Consider the following 21,960-nt stretch of genomic DNA (forward strand, 5'->3'; position numbering starts at 1 on the left):
GCTAACATAGATTGATTGGGCTCAGGGGGCTATTTTGGACATTGAAAGGTTGCGGCGGATCGCCGCCAAAAAAGAACGCTATCAAACACAACTGTCCCGCCTTCTCGCCGCAAAGAAGCAAAGCTCTTGTATTGAGGCGGCCGTTTCAAGTGCAATGGGCACGCTGGAGAGCGGCACTCGCTCCTTCGTCATCTACGGTGAACCGCAAAGCGGGAAGACCGAAATGATGATCTGCCTCACGGCCAAGCTGCTCGACGAGGGCCACCGAATAATCATCCATCTCCTGAACGACAGCGTTCAGCTTTTGCAACAAAATCTAGATCGGTTTCAACGATCTAATCTTTCGCCGTCAGCGAAGAACTTTTCTGACGTGATCGATCCGGACTACTCTCTGAAATCGGGATATCACGTCATCTTTTGTAAGAAGAACGCCAGCGACCTTGCTAAGCTAAACTTGAAGACTGAAAAGATTAGGAACAAGGTCGTCATTGACGATGAAGCGGACTTCGCCACCCCCAACGCCTTAATCAACAAAGGCGACGTAACAAAGATCAACCACTTGATACAACGGCTGATCGGCGATGACGGAATTTATATCGGTGTAACCGCGACACCCGCGCGTTTGGACCTAAATAACACCTTCGACAACGACAACGAAAAGTGGGTGAACTTTCCACCTCACGATGCCTACACAGGTCAGGACTCATTCTTTCCGCTTGCGGGTGAAGCGCAATTCTCTCTTCGGACTCTGCCCGATACCGACGACAGTCCGAAATACCTCAGAGAAGCAATCTTCCGCTTTCTTGTCCGCGTCGCTTCGCTAAACCTCAATAATAGCGCCGACGACAATTACTCGATGCTAATTCACACAAGCGGCAAAAAGCTCGACCATAAGTCAGACAAGAAGCCGATTGATGATGTGATGAATGCGCTGTCTGATGTGCATTCGAAGAAATTTGAAGACTACACTCATCAAATCGGAAAAATCGCTGCCACTCTTTATGGTGACATGCAAGCGGAGCGCATTCTTGCCTACATCGCAAAGAACAGCGATCAAACCACCACGATCATAATGAACAGCGAGCGTGACAAGAACGTAGACTTTAAGTCTGCCACTTCGCCTGCCGCCATTTTCACTTTTGTAATTGGTGGCAATATCGTCTCACGCGGCGTTACGTTCGATAATCTGCTGTCGATGTTCTTCACTCGTGACTCTAAGCACAAAATTCAGCAAGACACCTACATACAGAGAGCACGCATGTTCGGGTCTCGAAGAAAGACCCTGCCCCACTTCGAGCTCACCATCCCGAAGCAACTGTATCTCGACTGGCATCGGTGCTTTGTTTTTCACCGCCTTGCGCTGGAAGCCATCAAAACCAAGAAGGGCTCTCCGGTCTGGCTTGCGGACCAACGCATCTCTGCGGTCGCTTCGACAAGTATTGATAAAGCCAATGTTCTGCTCGACCGAGGCGAGATGTCGTTCCCAATATTCGATTATTCGACTGACCTCGAAACTATAATGCAATCAAACGATCCTCTGACGGGCCTGCAAAATCTCCAAGAACGCGTCGGCGCCGACTCACTGCCGAACTATCTTCTCGAGTACGTCAAACATTTCTTGCCGCTCGGCTCGGGATCGGTGGCTCTGCATCCATCGTCATCCGTCGAAGGCATGAAGGATGCCGACTGGGACAAAATAGAAAGAAGCAAAGGTCTGTTCGGTCAAGTCACACGCAACAATCCGGATGCCGTTCACCACTTCAAGATGTTTTTCAATTCGAAGAAGCGAGCACGGCTTATCTACAAGTTCACCGGCAACATCACCTTCATCAAGAATGTAAAGAATGCTTGACGAGTACGAATTTTATCAGGGCGCTGTCCTGCGACAACTAGTCGTGGCAAGCGACCTATCGCTTTCCTTTCGGCCCTTTGAGAGAGAAGGCAGAATTGCCGCCTTTGTCATGAACGGCAGGATAGGAATTTACGTGAAGCATTCGTCAAAGAGGATGTCTCCTTGGCGCTTCACATTCACAATTGAACAAGCTGCGGACCTGCTGGACCTCGAAGCGAGGTATCCCGGCTCATTCTTGGTATTTGTTTGTGAGAGTGATGGAGCCGTCGCGCTTTCATTTGCTGATTTACACACCTTGGTGGACTTCACGCAGAGCGACAATGCTTGGATATCGATCTCGCGTCCTCCCCGCGCACAATATCAAATCGCTGGAAATCGGGGCGAACTTGATCGGAAAGTGCCGCGCGGAGTTGGCGTCATCCTGGAAGAAACAATGGCGCGAGTACGAGATAGATATGCCGCGTCCCGCTAGCCGCACGCTTATTGATGCCTTGGGAAGGCATCCAGTTCATCCCTTTCCGGCTAGGATGGCTCCTGAAATCGTCTGCTCTATCGTTAGAAAGACGAAGCGACCGCTAAAGATCTTGGACCCGATGATGGGCTCCGGGACAGTAGTAGCGCTTGCGCAGTCGCGTCATCATCACGCTGTCGGAATTGACATCGATCCGCTTGCCAGTCTGATCGCGACGGTGTGGACAAAGCCCGTTAGCGCGAAGCGAGTACAGGCTGCGGTCACCCGTGTCATGCAAAGGGCGAAAGAAAAGGCTGGCAACACTCCGGCAAGCAAATCTTTTCCGACAAACGACCGCGAAACAATGCAGTTTATCCGCTACTGGTTTGACTGCCGCGCTCGTCGGCAGTTGTTGGGACTTGCCTCAGCAATCAAGCGAGAGAAGCATGAGGCCGTTCGAAACCTGCTCTGGTGCGCATTTTCTCGTCTAATAATTGCAAAGCAGGGGGCGTCGCGGGCATTGGATTTGGTCCATAGTCGGCCGCATCGATTTTTTCAGAAGGCACCCGTGTTGCCATTCGAGAAGTTCGCAGCAGCCGCAGATCAGGTGCTTGCCAATGTTGCCAAACGGCGCAGTCCTAAAACTAACGTTCGCATGGGCGATGCTCGAAGAACTCGCCTTCCCAGCGCCTCGATTGATCTAGTCTTGACGTCGCCCCCATATCTGAACGCCATCGACTACATGCGGTGCTCAAAGTTCACCTTGGTTTGGATGGGCTACTCGATCGAAGAGATTAGAGCACTTCGCTCCATAAGTGTTGGCAGCGAAGTCGGCCTTTCCGATGATAGCGAGGTCAGCCATTACTTGGAGGAACTTCGTCTGGCGGCACTACCTAAACGTCAACGCGCGTTAGTGGCTGCCTACGTTCAAGATATGTACGCTGCCGTTAAGGAGGTCGAGCGGGTCCTAGTTCCGGGCGGACGTGCGATATATGTCGTGGGCGAAAATACAGTTCGAGGAGTGTATATTCGCAACTCTAAGATCGTGCGGCTCGTGGCCGAGAGTTGCAAACTAAAGTTCGAGAAATCGTTTCGTCGTCGTCTACCGCCAAACAAGCGCTACCTACCTCCTCCGACGAGTGGCAGTCAAAGCTTTGACTCAAGAATGCGGTCAGAGATCGTGCTTCAGTTTAGAAAGCGATCGCAATAGCGGAAGCGGTTCTCCGGCGTTGTGAGCGTCGACATCCGTCTGATCCATGTGGCTGGTTCGAAGGTGGCGGCAGGGGTATTGTTCGGGCACCTTTTCATCGCATGATCTACGTCATGGACGCCGGGGGTTGTTCACAGGTTCGTGATGTCGCGCCGCAACATTTATGTTGCGACGCACCATGGGATGTGTCATAACACCGTTGCCCCGGGCCAAACCGGACGGGGTGAGCCCATAGCTCAAACCTGAGGATGGAGAGACCCCCAATGACCACCGAAACCAATTCCGTGCTGAACAGCGTCAAGGAAGCCTTCGCGCCCGTCACCGAGGCGTTCACCAAGCTTCAGAACCTGGAAGTTCCGGAAGCCGCCCGTGAGTTCGTGAAGAAGCAGGCCGAGGCCGCCAAGACCCGCGCTGCCGATGCCTATGCCGGCTCGGAGAAGGTGACCAACGTGATCGAGTCCGCTGTTGCCGGTTCGGTGACCGAAGCCGCCAAGATCAGCCGCAACATCCAGCAGGCGATCTACCAGGACGCCGAGGCGTTCTTCGCAGGTATCGACAAGCTCGCGTCCGCCAAGTCGCTGAGCGAAGCCGCCCAGATCCAGTCGGAGCTGGCCCGTGCGCGTGGCGAACTGTTCGTCTCGCGGGCGAAGGCCACCACCGAGTATCTCGGCAAGCTCGTCACCGACGGTGCGAAGACCGCGCAGGACAACTTCGCCAAGGTCTACGGCAAGACCGCCTGATCGCGGCCGCGCTGACCAACTGCCCTTTTCGAAGGCCCGCCATTTTGCGGGCCTTCTTTTTTGGCGGTGTCCTTCATAACTCAAGTATCCATCGTCATTCCGGACGACGCGAAGCGGCGATCCGAAATCTCGAGATTCCGGGTTCATGCTTCGCACGCCCCGGAATGACGGCGGTGGGGCCATGCTATGCTTCGTTCGTCACCCCTGCGAAACCCCATGACCCTTCCCGCCGCCCTCATTGCAACGCCAGTCGACGTCGAACGCGCGGCCGAGCTGCGGCGCGTCAAGTGGCTGGCGACCGGCGTGCTGGCGGCAACCTTCATCATCTTCATCGCAGCGAAGGCGCTGCTGCCGGTGCATCCGGTGTTCGGTTTCATCGCCGCGTTTGCCGAGGCCGCAACCATCGGTGGCCTCGCCGACTGGTATGCCGTCGTCGCCTTGTTCAAGCGGCCGCTCGGCCTGCCGATCCCGCACACCGCGATTATTCAGAGCAATCAGGCGCGCATCGCCGAGAAGCTCGGCGAGTTCATCGAGAACAATTTTCTGGAATCCGGGCCGGTCGAGGCCAAGCTGCGCGAGATCGATTTCGGTTCGTTCATCGCCGACTGGCTGCGCGACCGCAAACGTTCCGAGGATCTCGCCCGCTTCGTGCTGCGGATGCTGCCCGAGGCATTCGCGGCGACCGAGAGCTCGGGGTTGATGCAGTTCATCAGCCGCCGCGTCACGACGCAGGTGCTCTCGATCGACCTCGCGCCGCTTGCGGCCGGCGCGCTGCGCGGCTTCGTGCAGGAGGGCAAGCATGGCGGCCTGCTCGACGACATCCTGCGCGTGCTGCACCAGACGCTGACGCAGCAGGAGACCATGGCCGTGATCCGCGACAAGGTCCGCGCCGAGATGCCGACGCTGCTCAGGCTCTATCGTGCCGACAAGTTCGTGGTGAACCGGATCATCGCGTCCGCCACGAAATTCTTCGAGGAAGTGCGCAACGACCCGCAGCATCCGTTCCGCGGCGAGTTCGACCGCATGCTGCTGTCCTTTGTTGACCGGCTCGGCAGCGACAAGGCGTTCGCCGATCGCATCGATGGTCTCAAGCGCGATTTGATGGCGCGGCCCGAGCTTGCCAATCTCGGGCGCACCATCTGGGCCAACGTCAAGGACTTCATCGAGCGCAGCGCCTCGGGCGAGTCGCAGGTGCTGCAGCATCAGCTGGCGCGAATGCTGGTCGAGGCCGGCGACGCGCTCGACGGCGACGCCGACCTGCGCGGCGAGATCAATCAGGGCCTGGTGGCGATCCTGCGCACCGTCGTCGCCGAGCAGAAGAGCGGCGTCTCGAGCTTCATCGCCGACCAGATGAAGAGCTGGGACATGGAGCAGCTGATCTCGCTGATCGAGGTCAATGTCGGCAAGGACCTGCAATACATCCGCTTCAACGGCGCGCTGATCGGCGGGCTCGCCGGCCTTGCGCTTTACACCCTTGAGTACACGCTGCGGCTGCTGTGACCGATTGGGCACGAACGTCACTTTAGTTGTGGCAAGTGTGACCTGGACCGCTTGCACGAAAGTGTCCGGTTCCCTAGCTTTTCAGGACAGATTGTTGCGTTGCGGAACGATTCCGCCGGGTTTGCGTCAATTCCGTTGACCCATTCCCGTTGGTCCCATTGCCGGCGGTCCTGCCGGAAGAGGAGCTGAAATGTCCGTTGCTGCGCAGACGCTACGCCCGCCGTCCAGGACGCTGATGTTTCTGGAAGGCCGCGCCATTCATGAGCTCGGCGCCTTTCTTGGTGCATTGCCGCTGCTCAGCCTCGCGCCGCGCGGCGATGGGCATCCGGTGCTGGTGCTGCCCGGACTGATCGCCTCCGACATGTCGACCCGGCCGCTGCGCGACTTTCTCAGGAGCAAGGGCTACGCCGTCAGCGGCTGGCGCCAGGGCCGCAATCTCGGGCTCCGCGCCGGCGTGCAGGACGGGATGGTCGACCTGCTGCAGGAGATGAATGAGACGACCGGCCGCAAGGTCTCGGTGGTTGGCTGGAGCCTCGGCGGCCTCTATGCGCGCCAGCTCGCCAAGATGATGCCGGAGCGCGTGCGCCAGGTGATGACGCTCGGCAGCCCGTTTGCCGCCGGCCCGAAGTCGACCAACGCCTGGCGCGTCTATGAGATGGCCAGCGGGCGCCGCGCCGATGAGGAGGATTCCCGTTTCGGCGGCTCGCTCGCCAGTGCGCCGCCGGTGCCGACCACCGCGATCTTCAGCCGCACCGACGGCGTCTGCGCCTGGCAGGGCTGTCGCGAGCAGGCCTCGTCGATGACCGACAGCATCGAGGTCGAGAGCAGCCATTGCGGCATGGGTCATCACCCGGCCGTGGTCTACGCGGTCGCCGATCGCCTCGCGCAAAAGGAAGGCGAGTGGGCGCCGTTCGATCGCAGCGGCTGGCGCAGCATCGTCTATCCGGATCCCAATCGCTAGGTCTTGCGAAGGTCTCTCTTCACCTCGCCCCGCTTGCGGGGAGAGGTCGGATTGCGAAGCAATCCGGGTGAGGGGACTCTCCACGTATCGTCTGTCACCGCATTTGCGGAAGCGGCTCCTCACCCCAACCCTCTCCCCGCAACAGCGGGGCGAGGGAGAAGCTAGAGCGGCTACATTGTCGTGAATCGACAAAACGCGCTATGCGTTGGGCATGCCACAGCCGCTTGCCCGCATCGTCGACCAGCTGAAGCGCGAGCCGTCACGCACCGGCTCGATCATCATCACCGTGTTCGGCGATTCCATCGTGCCGCGCGGCGGCTCGGTGTGGCTCGGCACGCTGCTCGAATTCTTCAAGTCGCTCGACATCGACGGCAATGTGGTGCGCACTGCGATGTCGCGGCTCGCCGCCGACGGCTGGCTCGAGCGCAACAAGGTCGGCCGCAACAGTTTTTATCGGCTGAACGCCAAGGGCCGGCAGACCTTCGACACCGCGACGCGGCACATCTACGATCCGCCGCCGTCGGACTGGACCGGCCGCTTCGAGCTGCTGCTGATCGGCAATGCCGAGGACCGCGATGTCGCGCGCGAGGCGTTGAAGAATGCCGGCTTCGGCAGCCCGCTGCCCGGCGTGTGGGTGGCGCCGTCGGGCGTGCCGATCCCCGATGAGGCGTCGCGTGCGATCCGGCTCGAAGTCTCCGCGGAAGATGACAGCGGACGCCGGCTGCTCAGCGAGAGCTGGCCGCTCGATCGCACCGCGGACGCCTATCTGAAGTTCATGAAGACGTTCGAGCCGCTGCATGGCTCAATCATCCGCGGCGAGCAGCTGAGCGATGCCGACGCCTTCACCGCGCGCATTCTCTTGATCCACCATTACCGCCGCGTCGTGCTGCGCGATCCGCTGCTGCCGTATCCGCTGCTGCCGAAGGATTGGCCGGGCAGGGCGGCGCGGAAACTCTGCGGCGAGGTCTATCGCGGGCTGCTTTCGCCGTCGGAACAATGGCTTGACGACCATGCAACCAACGAGGACGGGCCGCTGCCGAAGCCCAACGGGGCAGTGGCGCGCCGTTTCGAGGGCGTCTGAACATATTACAAAAACTTCTTGCATTTGAAAATTAGTGTTATATATTCCCTTCCAACAACACACCGGGAGGTCGGCCATGTACACGCAGGCGCTCAACTCATCCGACGGCGACGATCGCGGCGTCGAGGATGTGGCCCGTGCCAGTCAGTTCCAGGCCCGCATCGATGCCGACGAGCGCATCGAGCCGAACGACTGGATGCCCGCCGCCTATCGCAAGACGCTGACGCGGCAGATTTCCCAGCACGCGCATTCCGAAATCGTGGGCATGCTCCCCGAGGGCAACTGGATCACCCGCGCGCCGTCGCTGCGTCGCAAGGCTGCGCTGCTCGCCAAGGTGCAGGACGAATGCGGCCACGGCCTCTATCTCTACGCCGCCGCCGAGACGCTCGGCACCTCGCGCGAAGAGCTGGTCGACGCGATGCTCTCGGGCAAGGCGAAGTATTCCTCGATCTTCAACTATCCGACGCTGACCTGGGCCGACATCGGTACCATCGGCTGGCTGGTCGACGGCGCGGCGATCATGAACCAGATCCCGCTGTGCCGTTGCTCCTACGGCCCCTATGCGCGGGCGATGATCCGCGTCTGCAAGGAAGAGTCGTTTCACCAGCGCCAGGGCTTCGAGATCATGGTGACGCTGTGCCGCGGCACCGCGGAGCAGAAGGCGATGGCGCAGAACGCGCTCGATCGCTGGTGGTGGCCGGTGCTGATGATGTTCGGTCCGCCGGACCAGGCCAGCCAGCACAGCGACACCTCGACCAAATGGAAGATCAAGCGCTTCTCCAACGACGAGTTGCGCCAGAAATTCATCGACGCCACCGTGCCGCAGGCCGAATTCCTGGGCCTGACGATCCCCGATCCCGGCATGAAGCAGAACGCAAACGGCAATTGGGAGCACAGCCCGATCGACTGGGACGAATTCAAGCAGGTGCTATCAGGCAACGGCCCCTGCAACCGCGATCGTCTCGCCGCGCGCCGCAAGGCGCATGAGGAGGGCGCCTGGGTGCGCGAGGCCGCGATGGCCTATGCCGAGAAGCGCAGGAGCCGCCAGCTCGCGCAAGCCGCAGAATAAGGGAGCACCGCCATGGCCACGCCGAACGTTCCGCTCTGGGAAGTCTTCATCCGCAGCCGCAATGGCCTCGCGCACAAGCATGTCGGCTCGCTGCATGCGGCCGACTCGACGCTCGCCCTGCAGGCCGCGCGCGACATCTACACCCGCCGCGGCGAGGGGCTGTCGATCTGGGTGGTGCCCTCGAACGCGATCACCGCGTCCGATCCGTCCGAGAAGGGCATGATGTTCGAGCCGGCGGAATCCAAGATCTACCGCCACCCGACCTTCTACGACGTCCCCGACGAAGTCGGGCATATGTGAATTTCGCTCCCCCTCATGGTGAGGAGCGCGCAGCGCGTCTCGAACCATGAGGCCCGTGCAGTGACAGCGACCGATCCTTCGAGACGCGCCTTCGGCGCTCCTCAGGATGAGGCTCGAGTGTGTTGATGCAGGATATGAGAACATGGCGACCGCCAACATCGAAGTCTCCGAAACCCCGCTGGTGCTCTACGCGCTGCGCCGCGCCGACGATGCGCTGATCCTCGGCCATCGGCTGTCCGAATGGTGCGGCCATGCGCGCGCCATGGAAGAGGACATGGCGCTCGCCAATATGGGCCTCGACCTGCTCGGCCAGGCCCGTGAGCTCTACACCTACGCGGCCAAGGTCGAAGGCCGGGGCAACGACGAAGACAAGTTCGCTTACCTTCGTGACGTCAGGCAGTACCGCAATCTGCTGCTGCTCGAACAACCGAACGGCGACTTTGCGCGCACCATGGTGCGGCAGTTCTTCTACGCGGCATTCGCCGATCTCTACTGGCGCGCGATGATGGCCTCGTCCGATGCGACGCTCGCGGCGATCGCGGCGAAGTCGGAGAAGGAGAGCGCCTATCATGTCAGGCATTCGTCGGAATGGATCGTCCGGCTCGGCGACGGCACCGAGGAGAGCCACCGCCGCGCGCAGGGCGCGATCGACGACCTCTGGGCCTATACCGGCGAGATGTTCGCGGTCGACGACAGCGAGCGCGGCCTGATTGACGCCGGCATTGCGATCGATCCCGCGGCGCTGCAACCGCGCTGGCTGAAGACGGTCACCGGCATCGTCAACGAGGCGACGCTGTCGTTGCCGAAGAGCGACTGGATGCAGCAGGGCGGCCGCAGCGGCAGCCACAGCGAGCACCTCGGCCATCTCCTCAGCGAGCTGCAATCGATGCAGCGAACCTTTCCGGGGGCGACATGGTGACCGTTGCGCTCAGCGATGCCGATCTGCGCCGGCGCGCTTGGAGCGCGGCCGCGCAGGTGGTCGATCCCGAGATCCCGGTGCTGACCATCGCCGATCTCGGCGTATTGCGCGATGTCGCGGTCCACGACGGGCATGTCGAGGTCGCGATCACGCCGACCTACTCCGGCTGTCCCGCGATGAACATGATCGCGCTCGAGATCGAGCTCGCGCTGGAGCGTGAAGGCATTCATAAGCCGAAGGTCCGCACCGTGCTGTCGCCGGCCTGGACCACCGACTGGATGAGCGAGGACGGCCGCCGCAAGCTGAAGGAGTATGGTATCGCGCCGCCGCTGCCGGGCTCCTCGCGCCGCGCGCTGTTCGGCGAGCTGGCGGTCGCGTGCCCGCAATGCGGCTCCGTTGATACCGAGCTGCTCTCCGAGTTCGGCTCGACCTCCTGCAAGGCGCTGTGGCGTTGCAGGAGCTGCCGTGAACCCTTCGACTACTTCAAGTGTCATTGACCATGTCGACACCACGATTCCACCGCCTGTCCGTCAGCGACCTTCGCCGCGAGGCGTCGGACGCGATTTCGATGACCTTTGCGATCCCCGACGATCTGCAAGGCGACTACCGTTTCACGCCGGGCCAGTATCTGACGCTGCGCACCACGATGGACGGCGAGGAGGTTCGCCGTTCCTATTCGATCTGCTCCGGTCCCGACGACGGCGAATTGCGCATCGCGGTGAAGAAGGTCGACGGCGGCGCGTTCTCGAACTGGGCCGCCGACGAGCTGAAGACCGGCGACGAACTCGACGTGATGACGCCGACCGGGCGTTTCGGCGTCGCCCACGCGCCCGGCGAGGCGCGGACCTATGTCGGCTTTGCCGCCGGCAGCGGCATCACGCCGATCCTCTCGATCATCAAGGGCGTGCTGGCGCGCGAGCCGGACAGCCGCTTCTTCCTGTTCTACGGCAACCGCTCGACCGAAGGCGTCATGTTCCGCGAGGCGCTGGAGGAGCTGAAGGACCGCTTCATGCAGCGGCTCTCGGTGTTCCACGTCATCTCTGGCGAGGAGCAGGACATTCCGATCCTGCACGGCCGGCTCGACGGCGAGAAGGTGCGGGTGCTGCTGCGCTCGCTGGTGCCGGCCGAGACGGTCGATCACGTCTTCGTCTGCGGCCCGGTCGCGATGAGCGAGACCATCGAGGCGACCTGTCGCGAGATCGGCATCGCCGACGAGCGCATCCATGTCGAACGCTTCGTATCGGAATTCGGCGGCAAGCCGCGGCCGAAGGTCGTCGTTCCCGCCGGCGCGCCGCCGAAGGCGATTGCCGGGCTGATCATCGACGGCAAGCGCCGCGAGGTCCCGGTGGCCGACGGCGAGTCGATCCTCGACGCCGCGCTGCGCGCCGGCATGGACCTGCCGTTCGCCTGCAAGGGCGGCATGTGCTCGACCTGCCGCGCCAAGCTGGTCGAAGGCGAGGCGCCGATGGACTTGAACTATTCGCTGGAGCGGTGGGAGCTGAAGGCGGGGTTCATCCTCACCTGCCAGGCCAAGCCGTGCTCCGAGAAGGTCGTGGTCGACTACGACCACGTCTAGGATTGACGTCATTCCGGGGCGCGAAGCGAACCCCAATGTGCAATTGCGCATTGTGGAATCTCGAGATTCCCCGGTGCGCAATTGCGCACCTGAGGTCTGGTCCTTCGGACCATCCCGGAATGACGGAAGTAGCGTTGACGCCTCGTGCGTCGCGCCCAACACTGACGCTTGACACCAAGAGGCCCTCCGCAACGGGCCCACGCACAGGGAGTTCGATGTGAACGTGAAGGCCACGCTATCGCCCGAGGACTTGACGCCGGAAGATTTGGCCCGCGCTTGCGCCGACGCGATGTGGAAGGAGGACGACGCCAGCAAGGGCCTCGGCATGGAGCTTGTCGAGATCAAGCCGGGGCAGGCGGTGATGGCGATGACGGTGCAGCCGCACATGGTCAACGGCCAGCGCATCTGCCATGGCGGCTACATCTTCACGCTGGCCGATTCTGCCTTCGCCTTTGCCTGCAACAGCCGCAACGATCGCGCGGTGGCGGCGCAGGGCAACGTCACGTTCATCCGGCCCGGCAAGCTCGGCGACCGCCTGGTGGCGACCGCGCGCGAGATCTCGCGCAGCGGCCGCTCGGGAATCTACGACGTGAGCGTCACTGCCGGCGACAGCGTGATCGCCGAATTCCGCGGACATTCGCGCGTGATACCGGGCAGCTGGCTGCCCGACACGGACATCAAGGCATAAAGGCCTCAGGGGAAAACGTCGATGGCAACGGCAAAGCTCAAGGTCAAGGACAGTGGTTATCACGCCGAGCTCGATGCGGCCGAGCGCGCTTCGCGCGACGAGATCATGGCGCTGCAGACCAGGCGGCTGGCCTGGTCGCTCAAGCATGCCTATGACAACGTCGCGCACTACAGGAAGGCGTTCGATGCCGCGGGCGTGCATCCGTCCGATTTCAAGCAGCTGCCCGATCTCGCCAAATTTCCGTTCACGGTGAAGACCGATCTGCGCGACAATTATCCCTTCAACATGTTCGCGGTGCCGCGCGAGCAGCTGGTGCGGGTCCATGCCTCCTCAGGCACGACCGGCAAGCCGATCGTGGTCGGCTACACCAGGGCCGACATCGACACCTGGGCGGACGTGATGGCGCGCTCGATCCGCGCCGCCGGCGGCCGGACCGGCATGCTGATGCACAACGCCTATGGCTATGGCCTGTTCACCGGCGGCCTCGGCGCGCATTACGGCGCCGAGCGGCTGGGCTGCACGGTGATCCCGATCTCCGGCGGCATGACCGAGCGGCAGGTGCAGATCATCAACGACTTCCGGCCCGACATCATCACGGTGACGCCGAGCTACATGCTGGCGATCCTCGACGAATTCAAGCGGCAGGGCCTCGATCCGCGCAAATCGTCGCTGAAGTTCGGCATCTTCGGCGCCGAACCCTGGACCAACGCGATGCGCGTCGAGATCGAGCAGGCCTTCGACATGGACGCCACCGACATCTATGGCTTGTCGGAGGTAATCGGCCCCGGCGTCGCGCAGGAATGCGTGGAGACCAAAGACGGTCTGCATATCTGGGAGGACCACTTCTACCCCGAGGTGATCGATCCGCTGACCGGCGAGGTACTGCCCGACGGCGAGAAGGGCGAGCTGGTGTTCACCTCGCTCACCAAGGAAGCCTTCCCGATCATCCGCTACCGCACCCGTGACCTGACGCGGCTGTTGCCCGGCACGGCGCGGCCCGGCATGCGGCGAATGGAGAAGGTGACCGGCCGCTCCGACGACATGATTATCCTGCGCGGCGTCAACGTGTTCCCGACCCAGATCGAGGAAGCGCTGCTGGCGACCGACTGGTGCGGCGGTCACTTTGTCATTGAGCTGACCCGCGAAGGCCGCATGGACGAGATGACGGTGCTCGCCGAAGCCCGGCCCGAGAGCTGGGATGGCGAAGGGCTGGTTGTTCACGCCGAGAAGGTCTCCGCCTTCATCAAGAACACGATCGGCATCTCCACCCGCGTCCGCGTCGTTGCGCCCGAGACGCTGGAGCGTTCACTCGGCAAGGCGAAACGTGTTTACGACAAGCGGCCGAAAGAATAGCCTAATCCCTGCAATCCAACAGGGCGCAGGGTATGGCCGACACCAATGAAACGACCGCTGCGGAGATCTTGGCTGATATCCGCGCCGGCAAGGTAACGGCGGTCAGCGTCGTCGAGGCCGCACTCGATCGTGCGGAGCGGCTCAAGCACCTCAACACTTTCATCGTGCTGAACCGTGACGGCGCGCTTGCTGCGGCGCGCGAGGTCGATGCCGGGACGCGGACCGGCGCGCTGGCCGGTCTCCCCATCGTCGTGAAGGACAACATCAACACATCAGATCTGCCGACATCGGGCGGCACGCCGGCGCTGCAACACGCGCGGCCTGCGCGAAACGCGCCGTCGCTGCAAAAGCTGCTCGACGCAGGTGCTGTCGTGATCGGCAAGACCAATTTGCACGAGCTCGCCTTCGGCATCACCAGCACCAATCTCGCGCCGTTCGCGGGGCCGGTGCGGAATCCGTACGACACGGGCCGGATCCCGGGCGGGTCGTCCGGCGGAACGTCGGCCGCGATCGCCGCGCGCATCGCCACCTGCGGCCTCGGATCGGACACCGGCGGCTCGACCCGCGTGCCCGCGGCGCTGACCGGGACCGTCGGCCTTCGGCCTTCGGTCGGCAATAGCGGCGCCGAGCGGCGTTATCACGACGACAACCAGGTGGTTCCGATCAGCCATACCCGCGACACCGTCGGTCCGATGGGACGCACGGTCGCCGATGTCGCGCTGCTCGATGCCGTGATATCAGGCACGCCGCTCGCAGCGAGCATCCCGCTACGCGGCGTGCGCCTCGGCACTCCCGGCTGTTTCTGGAACGGCCTCGATCGCGATGTCGAGGCCGTCGCTCGCGCAGCCTGCGCCCGGCTCACGGCCGCCGGCGCGGTGCTGGTCGATGTCGATATGCCCGATCTGTTCGAGCAGAACGGCAAGGTGTCCTTCGTGGTCGCGCTGCATGAGCCGATCGCCGATATTCCGGCCTGGCTTGCCGCCTCCGGGATCGAGGGGATCACGCTGTCCGACATCGCGGCCGGCGTCGCCAGTCCCGACGTCGTCGGCGCTTTCGGCGCCATCACGGCGGACGCCTTCGGTGCCGCCTATGATGATGCGATCAAGGTGCAGCGGCCGGCGCTGCAGGCGATCTATGCCGCGTACATCGCGGACAACAGGTTGGACGCCATCCTGTTTCCGACCACGATCGCGCCTGCACCGGTCATCGACGAAAAGAGCGGGTCCGGAGAAATGTCGGTCAATGGCAGCGCGCCGGTGCCGACCTTCGGCACCATGATCCGCAACACCGATCCCGGCAGCAATGCCGGCCTTCCGGGGCTGTCGCTCTATGCCGGCATGACGCCCGATGGCCTGCCGGTTGGGGTCGAACTCGACGGTCCGGTCGGTAGCGATACCAGGCTGCTTGGGCTCGGCCTGTCGATTGAGGCGATCCTGGGCACGGCCCCGCCGCCGAAGCTCTGACACCGCCGGCCGCAAACAAGCCCCTTGAATTGATTGGTCAGTCGATTAGTCATGGCCCGAGGCCGCCTGGCCGCCATGATCCGCGCGCTTCTACGGCGCGCCTCTTGACCGAGACTGGAACGCTGATGCCGCCGGCCCCGCAAGCAAATCGTCTTCCTGTCGACGCCCGCTGCGTGCGCCTGCTGACGAAGGCGGAGAACGCGCCGGCGGTGGCGCCGGTGGTCGAGACCCATGCACTTTCGCGCGGCGACAACGACGTCTTGATCGAGGTGATGGCGGCGGCGGTCAATCCGTCCGACGTGAAAGCCGCGACCGGGCTGATGCCCTATGCCGTCTTCCCGCGCACCAGTGGTCGCGACTACGCCGGCGTCGTGATCGATGGTCCCGCTGAATTTATCAAGCGCGAGGTGTTCGGCTCGTCCGGCGACCTCGGCATCCGCCGCGACGGCACCCATGCCACGCATCTAGCGGTCGAGCGCGATGCCGTGGTGGAAAAGCCCGCCGGCATTTCCTGGGACGAAGCCGCCGGGATCGGCGTGCCCTTCGTTACCGCGATGGAGGGCCTGCGCCGCGCCGGCCTGCCGACAGCGGGCGAGAACGTGCTGGTGATGGGCGTCAACGGCAAGGTCGGGCAAGCCGCGGTGCAGATCGCGAGCTGGCGCGGCGCGCGCGTGATCGGCGTGGTGCGCAAGAGCGAGCCTTATGAAGGGCACAGCAATTCGCCGGTCGAGGTGATCGACGCCTCCACCACCGATGTCGCCGCTCGCGTGCGCGAGCTGACCGGCGGCAAGGGCGCCGACATCGTCTACAACACGGTCGGCGATCCCTATTTCCAGGCCGCGCACAAGTCGCTGGCGCTGCGCGGCCGCCAGATCCTGATCGCGGCGGTCGACCGCATCGTGCAGTTCAACATCCTCGAATTCTACCGCGGCCAGCACACCTATGTCGGCATCGACACGCTTGCGCTGTCGTCGGTTGCGTCCGGCGAGGTGTTGCGCGAGCTCGCGCCGGGCTTTGCCGGCGGACATCTGAAGCCATTCCCGATCAAGCCGAGCGCGATCTATCCGCTGGAACAGGCCAAGGCGGCGTTTGTTGCCGTGGCAGGCTCGTCGCGCGATCGCGTGATTTTGCGACCGTGATGACGGGATAGCCGAGAGAACCCGCATGGACCCAGGCACGATCGTTATCCTCGCCGCCCTGATCATCGGCCTGATCTATGGCTCGGTCGGGCTGCTCAGCGGCTTCTGCATGATGAGCGGCCTGCGCGGCTGGTGGGCGGAGGGCGACGGCCGCTTGGCGCGCACCTATGCGCTTGCGATGGGCGTCGCGATCGCGGCCTCGCAGCTTTTGGCGGCGGCAGGCGTTGTCGATCTCGGCAAGTCGATCTATCTGCAGCCGTCCTTCTCGGCGCCGGTGATGTTCCTCGGCGGGCTGCTGTTCGGTTACGGCATGGTGCTCTCGAACGGCTGCGGCTCGCGGGCGCTGGTGCTGCTCGGACGCGGCAATCTGCGCTCCTTCGTGGTCGTGATCGTGCTCGGCATTTTCGCCGAGATAACGCTGAAGGGCCTGATTGCGCCGGCGCGCATCGCAATGGTGCAGGCCTCGCAGGCAACAGTCGCCGCCAATTCGGTGCCGTCACTGCTGGTGGGTGCCGGTCTCGGCGCGGTGCAGGCGCGAATGCTCGCCGCCTCGGTGCTGTCAGCTGTCTTGATCATCTTCGCCTTCGCCCATGCGCCGTTCCGAAAATCATTCGGGCAGATCGCGGCCGGCCTGATCGTGGGCCTGTTGGTGGCGGGGGGCTGGTACGCGACCGGCTATCTCGGCGCCGACGATTTCAATCCGGTGCCGTTGACGTCGCTGACCTTTATCGCGCCGATCGCCGACGCCCTGCAATATGTGATGCTGTCGACCGGCTCGACGCTGAATTTCGGCATCGTCACCGTGTTCGGCGTGTTCGCCGGCAGCCTGATCACGGCCATCGTCACCGGGCGCTTCCAGCTCGAGGGCTACCGGTCGCCGCAGCATATGCTGCGCTCGGCGAGCGGCGCCGCGCTGATGGGCGCCGGCGGCGTGATGGCGTTCGGCTGCTCGGTCGGGCAGGGGCTGACGGGACTGTCGACGCTGTCACTGTCGTCCCTCGTCGCGATCGCCGGCATCATGCTCGGCACCGGCGCCGGCCTACGCGGCGCGCTGCGGGTCAGGCCGCTTGCGACGGCCTGACTGAATTGCGCGACGGTGCGTCCGCGAGCGAGCTCAGCGCGATCCCGCCGACGATCAGCGCCGCGGCGATCGCCAGCGAGAGATCGATCGGTTCGCCGAGCAAGAGTGCCGCGGTCACGATGCCGACGATCGGCGTCGCCGTGGTTCCGAGCGAGGTCGTCAGCGCCGGCAGGCTCTTGTTGACAACAGACATCGCCCAATAGGCCAGCGCGGTGCCGATGAAGCCGGAATAGAGAAACAGCAGCAGGAGGTGTGGCGACCAATTTACCTCGGGCACGCCTTCGGTGACCAGCGCCGACGTCGTCAGCACCAAAGTCGCGACCAGCACCTGCCACAGCAGGAGCTGCAGCGGCGTCGCGATCCAGCGGTGCGAGCGGATATAGATGATGTTCGCGGCCCAGCAGATCGCGGCGATGATGATCATGCCGGCGCCGGCGAGGACATGCAGATTGCTCCAGTCCAGCGACGCAGGGTTGAGGATCACGCAGAGCCCGGCGAGTCCGAGCGCGACGCCGACAAGCTTGAGCATCCCGAGCCGTTCGGTGCGCGCGGCGGCCGCGGCAAGGGCGACCCAGAGCGGCGTGGTGTAGCCGAGCACGACGCCCTTGCTGGCCGGGAGATAACGCAGGCCGGCGGCGACCAGCGTCGAGAAGAACGTCATGTGCAGCAGCGCCACGCTGAGCACGACCGGGACATCGGCGATCCGCGGAATGATCAAATTGCCGCTGGCGCGCAGGATCACCAGCAGGGCGATCAGGGCGACCCAGCTGCGGATCGAGGCGGTCCACAGCGGGGGCACCGCCTCGACCAGCGATTTCGTGACCGACCAGTTGATGCCCCAGGCCAGCACCACGACGATGAACAGGGCGGCGGCCCTGGCGGGGGAGAGTGACTGGTTCACGGCAGAATCCTTGCAGGCGATACCGCTTGTGAATAGGATCATACTGGCTCTCTCAAAAGAGCCAGATATTGGAGAACAATGGAGCCAGATTGATCCTCGCCGAATTGCTCGCGCTGAAGCGATCGGACGACGCCGGGCTGGCCGCGCAGTTGACCCAGCAGCTGCGCGTGCTGATGGCGAGCGGCCGGATCCGGAGCGGCGCCATGCTGCCGTCGAGCCGCAGCCTTGCGGCCGAGCTCGAGGTGGCGCGCAACACCGTAACGCATGCCTATGAGCAGCTCGCCGCCGAAGGGTATCTGCGGGTCGCGGCGCGGCGGCGGCCGGTTGTGACCGACGATATCGAGGCGCGCTTCGCCAAGGCTCTGCCTGCGCCACGCCGTGATGCCGCCCGCAAGCCGCTGCTGTCGCCTTGGGCCTTGCAGCTCTCCGATACGGATTGGCCGCTGTCCTACCAGGCCGATTTCCGGCCGCTGCGGCCCGGGCTTGCGGATGCGCGCGAGTTTCCGCACGAGATCTGGGCGCGCTGCCTGCGCCGCAGCGCATTGCGCCGCCGCTTCAACGAGCAGACCGTGGTCAACCGGCCGAGCCTGCGCGAAGCCCTATGCGACTACCTTGAAGTCAGCCGCGGCGTGCGCGCCGAGGCCGATCAGATCCTGGTGCTGCCGACGGCGCAGGCGGCGCTGACGCTGATCGCCGCGACCACCATCGCCGCCGGCGATGCGGTGTGGACCGAGGATCCCGGCTACCCCGGCGCCGCGGCGGCGTTTCGTGCGGCCGGTGCAAACGTCGTCGGTGTCAGGCTCGATCAATGGGGCATGATGCGGACGCGCTCGGCGGGCGCGCCGAAGCTGATCTTCACCACGCCGTCACATCAGCACCCGACAGGGCGCGTGATGCCGGTCGCGCGCCGCACCGAGCTGTTGGCCTCAGCCGAGCCCGGCAAGACCTGGATCGTCGAGGACGATTACGACGGCGAGTTTCACTATGACAGCCGCCCGATGCCGGCGCTGCAGGGGCTCGATCGCGAGGGACGCGTGCTCTATCTCGGCACCTTCGCCAAGGCGATGACAGCCGATATCCGCATCGGCTATCTGGTGGTGCCGCCACAGCTGGCACGGACGATGGAGATCGCGCAGCGCCATCTCGGGCTGATCGCCTCCGTGCATGTCCAGGAGGCGCTGGCCGGCTTCATGGCCGACGGGCATTTCCTGGCCCATGTCAGGCGGATGCGGCGCATCTACCGGTCACGCCGGGACCATCTTGCGACAGCGCTGACGCGGCATCTCGATGCGGTACTCACGGCCGAGGTGCCGCCGGGCGGCATGCAGCTGATTGCCCGCTTCAAGGATGGCCCTGCGGACCGGGATGCCGTGACGCGCCTGGTCGCCGCCGGCGTCGAGGTGCGCGCACTGTCGAGCCTCGCGCTGGAACGGCCGCGCGACCATGGCCTGTTGCTCGGCTTCGCCGCTTGGCGCGAGAACGAGATCGGCGCCGCGGTGCGGATCATGGCGAGTTGCCTGGACGGCAAGCGCGCGGCGCGCGGGTAGGGTGGCGCTCGCACGATTTCGGAATAGTAGAAGAATATCCCTGAGTTGCCCGACGTGTCAAGTTGCCTTGGCGAACGCCGGCGGCCGCCGGCACCTTTGCATGGGGTTGTTTTCGATATTTTTCAGCGCGCCCCTGCGACGGCCCGCGGGCGCGAGGGCCGATGCCGCTGACATGCTGTTACGGCTCGGACCGTCTCGCTGCGTTGCGGCTTATTCCGCGGCCTTGGTGACGATCCGCACCTCCGACGTCAGCGTCTTGTGCACCGGGCACTTGTCGGCGATCTCCATCAGCCGCTTGCGCTGGTCGGCATCGAGTTCGCCCTCGATCCTGATGACGCGGTCGATCTGGTCGAGCATGCCCTCGCGGGTCTCGCACTCCTCGCAATCCTTGGCGTAGATCTTGCTGTGCGTCAGCGTCACGGTGACGCGATCGAGCGGCAGCGACTTGCGGTCGGCATACATCCGCATCGTCATCGAGGTGCAGGCACCTAACCCGGCCAGTACGAAGTCGTACGGCCCGGGGCCGGAATCCTGGCCGCCGACGGCGATCGGTTCGTCGGCCAGCATGCGATGCGGACCTGCCGTGACGATCTGCTGAAACTTGCCGGCGCGGGTCTCCTGCACGACGACGTTGCGTGGCGCAGTGCCGGTATCTGCCGCCGGCTGCGGCGCGATATCGATGTAGCGTTCGGCCCAGGCGCCGATCACGTCGGCGACGTAGGCGGCATCCTGCTTGCCGCTCAAGAGATGATCGGCGCCGGCCAGCGAGACGAAGCTCTTGGGGTGCCTGGCGGCGCTGAAGATATGCGTGGCGTTGTCGATGCCGACGGTGTCGTCGGTCGGCGAATGCATGATCAGCAGCGCCTTGTGCAACTGCTTCACCTGCGCCATCAAGTTCTGCTCGGCGACGTCGTCGAGGAATTCCCGCTTGATGCGGAAGGGGCGGCCGGCGAGCGAGACTTCGCCTTCGCCCAGGGTGCGGATGTCCTCGATCCGGTCCCTGAAGAAATGCGTGACATGGACGGGATCGGACGGCGCGGCGATGGTCACGACCGCCTTGGCCTCGGGGATTTGACCCGCGGCGGCGAGGATCGCGGCGCCGCCCAGGCTGTGGCCGATCAGGATCGCGGGCGCCTTGTGCGTCTCGCGCAGATGGTCGGCGGCGCGAACGAGATCGGCGACGTTCGACGAGAAGGTCGAGTTGGCGAACTCGCCCTCGCTGGAGCCGAGGCCGGTGAAGTCGAAGCGCAGCGTGGCGATGCCCTTGGCCGCGAGCGCGACCGCGATGCGCTTTGCGGCCAGCACGTCCTTGCCGCAGGTGAAGCAGTGCGCGAACAGCGCATAGGCCTTGATCGGCCCCTCGGGCGTGTCAAGTGCGGCAGCAAGCTGATGGCCGCCAACACCGGTGAATTGAAAGCGTTCGTGCGGCACGGGAAGGCTCCATCATCTTGTTGGTGTGTCAGTCGCCAGAATAGCGCTGTTCGGCCCAGGGATCACCGTGATTGTGATAGCCGCGGACCTCCCAGAAGCCGGGCGCATCCTCGGTGAGGAATTCGATGCGCTGCAGCCACTTCGCGCTCTTCCAGAAATAGAGATGCGGCACCACGAGCCGCACCGGGCCGCCATGCTCCTGCTCCAGCGGCTTGCCCGACCAGCTATGGGCGAGCAGCGCGTCCTCGGCGGCGAAGTCCTCGAGCGGCAGGTTCGTCGTATAGCCGTCATAAGAATGCAGCGCGACGAAGCGCGCGTCCTCGCGCGGCTGGCAGGCGGTGAGCAGGTCGCTCGTGGCGAGCCCCTCCCACTGGTTGTCGTAGCGCGACCAGGTCGTGACGCAGTGGATGTCGGAAACGAATTGCGTCTGCGGCTGCGCCATGAACTGCTGCCAGGTCCAGTAGATGGTCTGCTCGACCGCGCCGTAGACGTCGAGCCGCCAGCGCTCCTGGGAGATGTTCGGCATCAGCCCGAGATCGAGCACCGGCCAGTCCGCCGTCAGATGCTGGCCCGGCGGCAAACGCTGCTCCTCCGGGCGCGTGACCTTGCCGGTGAGAAATTTGCCCTCGCGCGCCCAGCGCTGCTTGCTGCGCGTCAGCTTGCTGTCGGGCGGTCCGTTATCGTCGGTCATCGGGTTG

Annotated in this window: 21 protein-coding genes; 18 read left to right on the forward strand and 3 right to left on the reverse strand. The window is 63.7% G+C overall.

Features of this window, described 5'->3' with window-relative positions; translation table 11 throughout:
- The first annotated feature begins 34 nt into the window (after nt 1–34).
- From QA639_RS14915 to QA639_RS14995, 17 genes are all read left to right on the forward strand, one after another.
- Complete coding sequence (locus QA639_RS14915; protein ID WP_283090131.1) at nt 35–1,852, forward strand: Z1 domain-containing protein; 1,818 nt, start codon at nt 35–37, stop codon at nt 1,850–1,852.
- A complete protein-coding gene (locus tag QA639_RS14920) occupies nt 1,845–2,324 on the forward strand; it encodes a hypothetical protein (protein WP_283090132.1) in 480 nt (159 codons plus the stop codon). Before QA639_RS14915 ends, QA639_RS14920 begins: the two co-directional genes overlap by 8 nt.
- The gene (locus QA639_RS14925; RefSeq protein ID WP_283090133.1) at nt 2,308–3,513 is read left to right on the forward strand and encodes a class I SAM-dependent methyltransferase; all 1,206 of its coding nucleotides are present in this window, start codon (nt 2,308–2,310) and stop codon (nt 3,511–3,513) included. Before QA639_RS14920 ends, QA639_RS14925 begins: the two co-directional genes overlap by 17 nt.
- Nucleotides 3,514–3,776: 263 nt before the next feature.
- Complete coding sequence (locus QA639_RS14930) at nt 3,777–4,253, forward strand: phasin (protein ID WP_028331816.1); 477 nt, start codon at nt 3,777–3,779, stop codon at nt 4,251–4,253.
- A gap of 216 nt (nt 4,254–4,469) precedes the next feature.
- A complete protein-coding gene (locus QA639_RS14935) occupies nt 4,470–5,753 on the forward strand; it encodes a DUF445 domain-containing protein (protein WP_028331815.1) in 1,284 nt (427 codons plus the stop codon).
- 190 nt (nt 5,754–5,943) lie between these two features.
- Nucleotides 5,944–6,714 carry an esterase/lipase family protein gene (locus QA639_RS14940; protein WP_283090134.1) on the forward strand — a complete coding sequence of 257 codons (771 nt, stop codon included), beginning with the start codon at nt 5,944–5,946 and terminating at the stop codon, nt 6,712–6,714.
- Nucleotides 6,715–6,925: 211 nt separating this feature from the next.
- Nucleotides 6,926–7,795, forward strand: coding sequence for a phenylacetic acid degradation operon negative regulatory protein PaaX (gene paaX / locus QA639_RS14945; RefSeq protein ID WP_283090135.1), 870 nt, complete (start codon nt 6,926–6,928; stop codon nt 7,793–7,795).
- A 76-nt stretch (nt 7,796–7,871) separates the two neighbouring features.
- Nucleotides 7,872–8,864, forward strand: coding sequence for a 1,2-phenylacetyl-CoA epoxidase subunit PaaA (gene paaA, locus QA639_RS14950; protein ID WP_028331812.1), 993 nt, complete (start codon nt 7,872–7,874; stop codon nt 8,862–8,864).
- A 12-nt stretch (nt 8,865–8,876) separates the two neighbouring features.
- Nucleotides 8,877–9,164 (forward strand): 1,2-phenylacetyl-CoA epoxidase subunit PaaB, encoded by a 288-nt coding sequence (paaB, locus tag QA639_RS14955; protein WP_024579339.1) that lies wholly within the window; start codon nt 8,877–8,879, stop codon nt 9,162–9,164.
- Between the two features lie 142 nt (nt 9,165–9,306).
- Entirely contained in the window at nt 9,307–10,083 is a 777-nt protein-coding gene (gene paaC, locus QA639_RS14960) for a 1,2-phenylacetyl-CoA epoxidase subunit PaaC (RefSeq protein WP_283090136.1), read from the forward strand.
- The gene (gene paaD, locus QA639_RS14965; protein ID WP_028331810.1) at nt 10,077–10,580 is read left to right on the forward strand and encodes a 1,2-phenylacetyl-CoA epoxidase subunit PaaD; all 504 of its coding nucleotides are present in this window, start codon (nt 10,077–10,079) and stop codon (nt 10,578–10,580) included. Before paaC ends, paaD begins: the two co-directional genes overlap by 7 nt.
- Nucleotides 10,581–10,582: 2 nt before the next feature.
- On the forward strand, nt 10,583–11,659 hold the full coding sequence (gene paaE, locus QA639_RS14970; RefSeq protein WP_283090137.1) for a 1,2-phenylacetyl-CoA epoxidase subunit PaaE: 1,077 nt from the start codon (nt 10,583–10,585) through the stop codon (nt 11,657–11,659).
- Between the two features lie 217 nt (nt 11,660–11,876).
- A complete protein-coding gene (gene paaI / locus QA639_RS14975; RefSeq protein ID WP_028331808.1) occupies nt 11,877–12,347 on the forward strand; it encodes a hydroxyphenylacetyl-CoA thioesterase PaaI in 471 nt (156 codons plus the stop codon).
- Between the two features lie 21 nt (nt 12,348–12,368).
- Nucleotides 12,369–13,700, forward strand: a complete 1,332-nt coding sequence (gene paaK / locus QA639_RS14980) for a phenylacetate--CoA ligase PaaK (RefSeq protein WP_028331807.1) — start codon at nt 12,369–12,371, stop codon at nt 13,698–13,700.
- Nucleotides 13,701–13,732: 32 nt separating this feature from the next.
- Nucleotides 13,733–15,163 (forward strand): indoleacetamide hydrolase, encoded by a 1,431-nt coding sequence (gene iaaH / locus QA639_RS14985; RefSeq protein WP_028331806.1) that lies wholly within the window; start codon nt 13,733–13,735, stop codon nt 15,161–15,163.
- A 125-nt stretch (nt 15,164–15,288) separates the two neighbouring features.
- Complete coding sequence (locus QA639_RS14990) at nt 15,289–16,302, forward strand: quinone oxidoreductase family protein (protein WP_283090586.1); 1,014 nt, start codon at nt 15,289–15,291, stop codon at nt 16,300–16,302.
- Between the two features lie 25 nt (nt 16,303–16,327).
- Complete coding sequence (locus tag QA639_RS14995; RefSeq protein ID WP_283090138.1) at nt 16,328–17,383, forward strand: YeeE/YedE family protein; 1,056 nt, start codon at nt 16,328–16,330, stop codon at nt 17,381–17,383.
- Here the strand turns inward: QA639_RS14995 and QA639_RS15000 are convergent.
- Nucleotides 17,361–18,326, reverse strand: a complete 966-nt coding sequence (locus QA639_RS15000; protein ID WP_157348288.1) for a DMT family transporter — start codon at nt 18,324–18,326, stop codon at nt 17,361–17,363. The genes QA639_RS14995 and QA639_RS15000 overlap by 23 nt on opposite strands.
- Before the next feature lie 26 nt (nt 18,327–18,352).
- On the opposite strand from QA639_RS15000, the gene pdxR reads away from it, so the two are divergent.
- Nucleotides 18,353–19,831, forward strand: a complete 1,479-nt coding sequence (pdxR, locus tag QA639_RS15005) for a MocR-like pyridoxine biosynthesis transcription factor PdxR (RefSeq protein WP_283090139.1) — start codon at nt 18,353–18,355, stop codon at nt 19,829–19,831.
- 210 nt (nt 19,832–20,041) lie between these two features.
- Here the strand turns inward: pdxR and QA639_RS15010 are convergent, their stop codons facing one another.
- Nucleotides 20,042–21,262, reverse strand: coding sequence for a bifunctional alpha/beta hydrolase/OsmC family protein (locus QA639_RS15010; RefSeq protein WP_050386028.1), 1,221 nt, complete (start codon nt 21,260–21,262; stop codon nt 20,042–20,044).
- Nucleotides 21,263–21,290: 28 nt separating this feature from the next.
- Nucleotides 21,291–21,953, reverse strand: coding sequence for a sulfite oxidase-like oxidoreductase (locus QA639_RS15015; RefSeq protein ID WP_283090140.1), 663 nt, complete (start codon nt 21,951–21,953; stop codon nt 21,291–21,293).
- Between the last annotated feature and the right edge of the window lie 7 nt (nt 21,954–21,960).

Origin of the sequence: Bradyrhizobium pachyrhizi (genome assembly GCF_029714545.1) — a bacterium.
GTDB classification, from domain to species: domain Bacteria; phylum Pseudomonadota; class Alphaproteobacteria; order Rhizobiales; family Xanthobacteraceae; genus Bradyrhizobium; species Bradyrhizobium pachyrhizi.

Bases quoted from the DNA above. Each gene is read 5' to 3' on its own strand.
- QA639_RS14990 (WP_283090586.1), top strand. From the start codon at position 15,289: ATGCCGCCGGCCCCGCAAGCAAATCGTCTTCCTGTCGACGCCCGCTGC.
- paaC (WP_283090136.1), top strand. From the start codon at position 9,307: ATGGCGACCGCCAACATCGAAGTCTCCGAAACCCCGCTGGTGCTCTAC.
- QA639_RS14940 (WP_283090134.1), top strand. From the start codon at position 5,944: ATGTCCGTTGCTGCGCAGACGCTACGCCCGCCGTCCAGGACGCTGATG.
- paaE (WP_283090137.1), top strand. From the start codon at position 10,583: ATGTCGACACCACGATTCCACCGCCTGTCCGTCAGCGACCTTCGCCGC.
- QA639_RS14925 (WP_283090133.1), top strand. From the start codon at position 2,308: ATGCCGCGTCCCGCTAGCCGCACGCTTATTGATGCCTTGGGAAGGCAT.
- QA639_RS14935 (WP_028331815.1), top strand. From the start codon at position 4,470: ATGACCCTTCCCGCCGCCCTCATTGCAACGCCAGTCGACGTCGAACGC.
- QA639_RS15015 (WP_283090140.1), bottom strand. From the start codon at position 21,953: ATGACCGACGATAACGGACCGCCCGACAGCAAGCTGACGCGCAGCAAG.
- paaX (WP_283090135.1), top strand. From the start codon at position 6,926: ATGCCACAGCCGCTTGCCCGCATCGTCGACCAGCTGAAGCGCGAGCCG.
- paaD (WP_028331810.1), top strand. From the start codon at position 10,077: ATGGTGACCGTTGCGCTCAGCGATGCCGATCTGCGCCGGCGCGCTTGG.
- paaA (WP_028331812.1), top strand. From the start codon at position 7,872: ATGTACACGCAGGCGCTCAACTCATCCGACGGCGACGATCGCGGCGTC.
- paaB (WP_024579339.1), top strand. From the start codon at position 8,877: ATGGCCACGCCGAACGTTCCGCTCTGGGAAGTCTTCATCCGCAGCCGC.
- QA639_RS14920 (WP_283090132.1), top strand. From the start codon at position 1,845: ATGCTTGACGAGTACGAATTTTATCAGGGCGCTGTCCTGCGACAACTA.
- QA639_RS14995 (WP_283090138.1), top strand. From the start codon at position 16,328: ATGGACCCAGGCACGATCGTTATCCTCGCCGCCCTGATCATCGGCCTG.
- QA639_RS14930 (WP_028331816.1), top strand. From the start codon at position 3,777: ATGACCACCGAAACCAATTCCGTGCTGAACAGCGTCAAGGAAGCCTTC.
- QA639_RS15000 (WP_157348288.1), bottom strand. From the start codon at position 18,326: ATGATCCTATTCACAAGCGGTATCGCCTGCAAGGATTCTGCCGTGAAC.
- iaaH (WP_028331806.1), top strand. From the start codon at position 13,733: ATGGCCGACACCAATGAAACGACCGCTGCGGAGATCTTGGCTGATATC.
- paaK (WP_028331807.1), top strand. From the start codon at position 12,369: ATGGCAACGGCAAAGCTCAAGGTCAAGGACAGTGGTTATCACGCCGAG.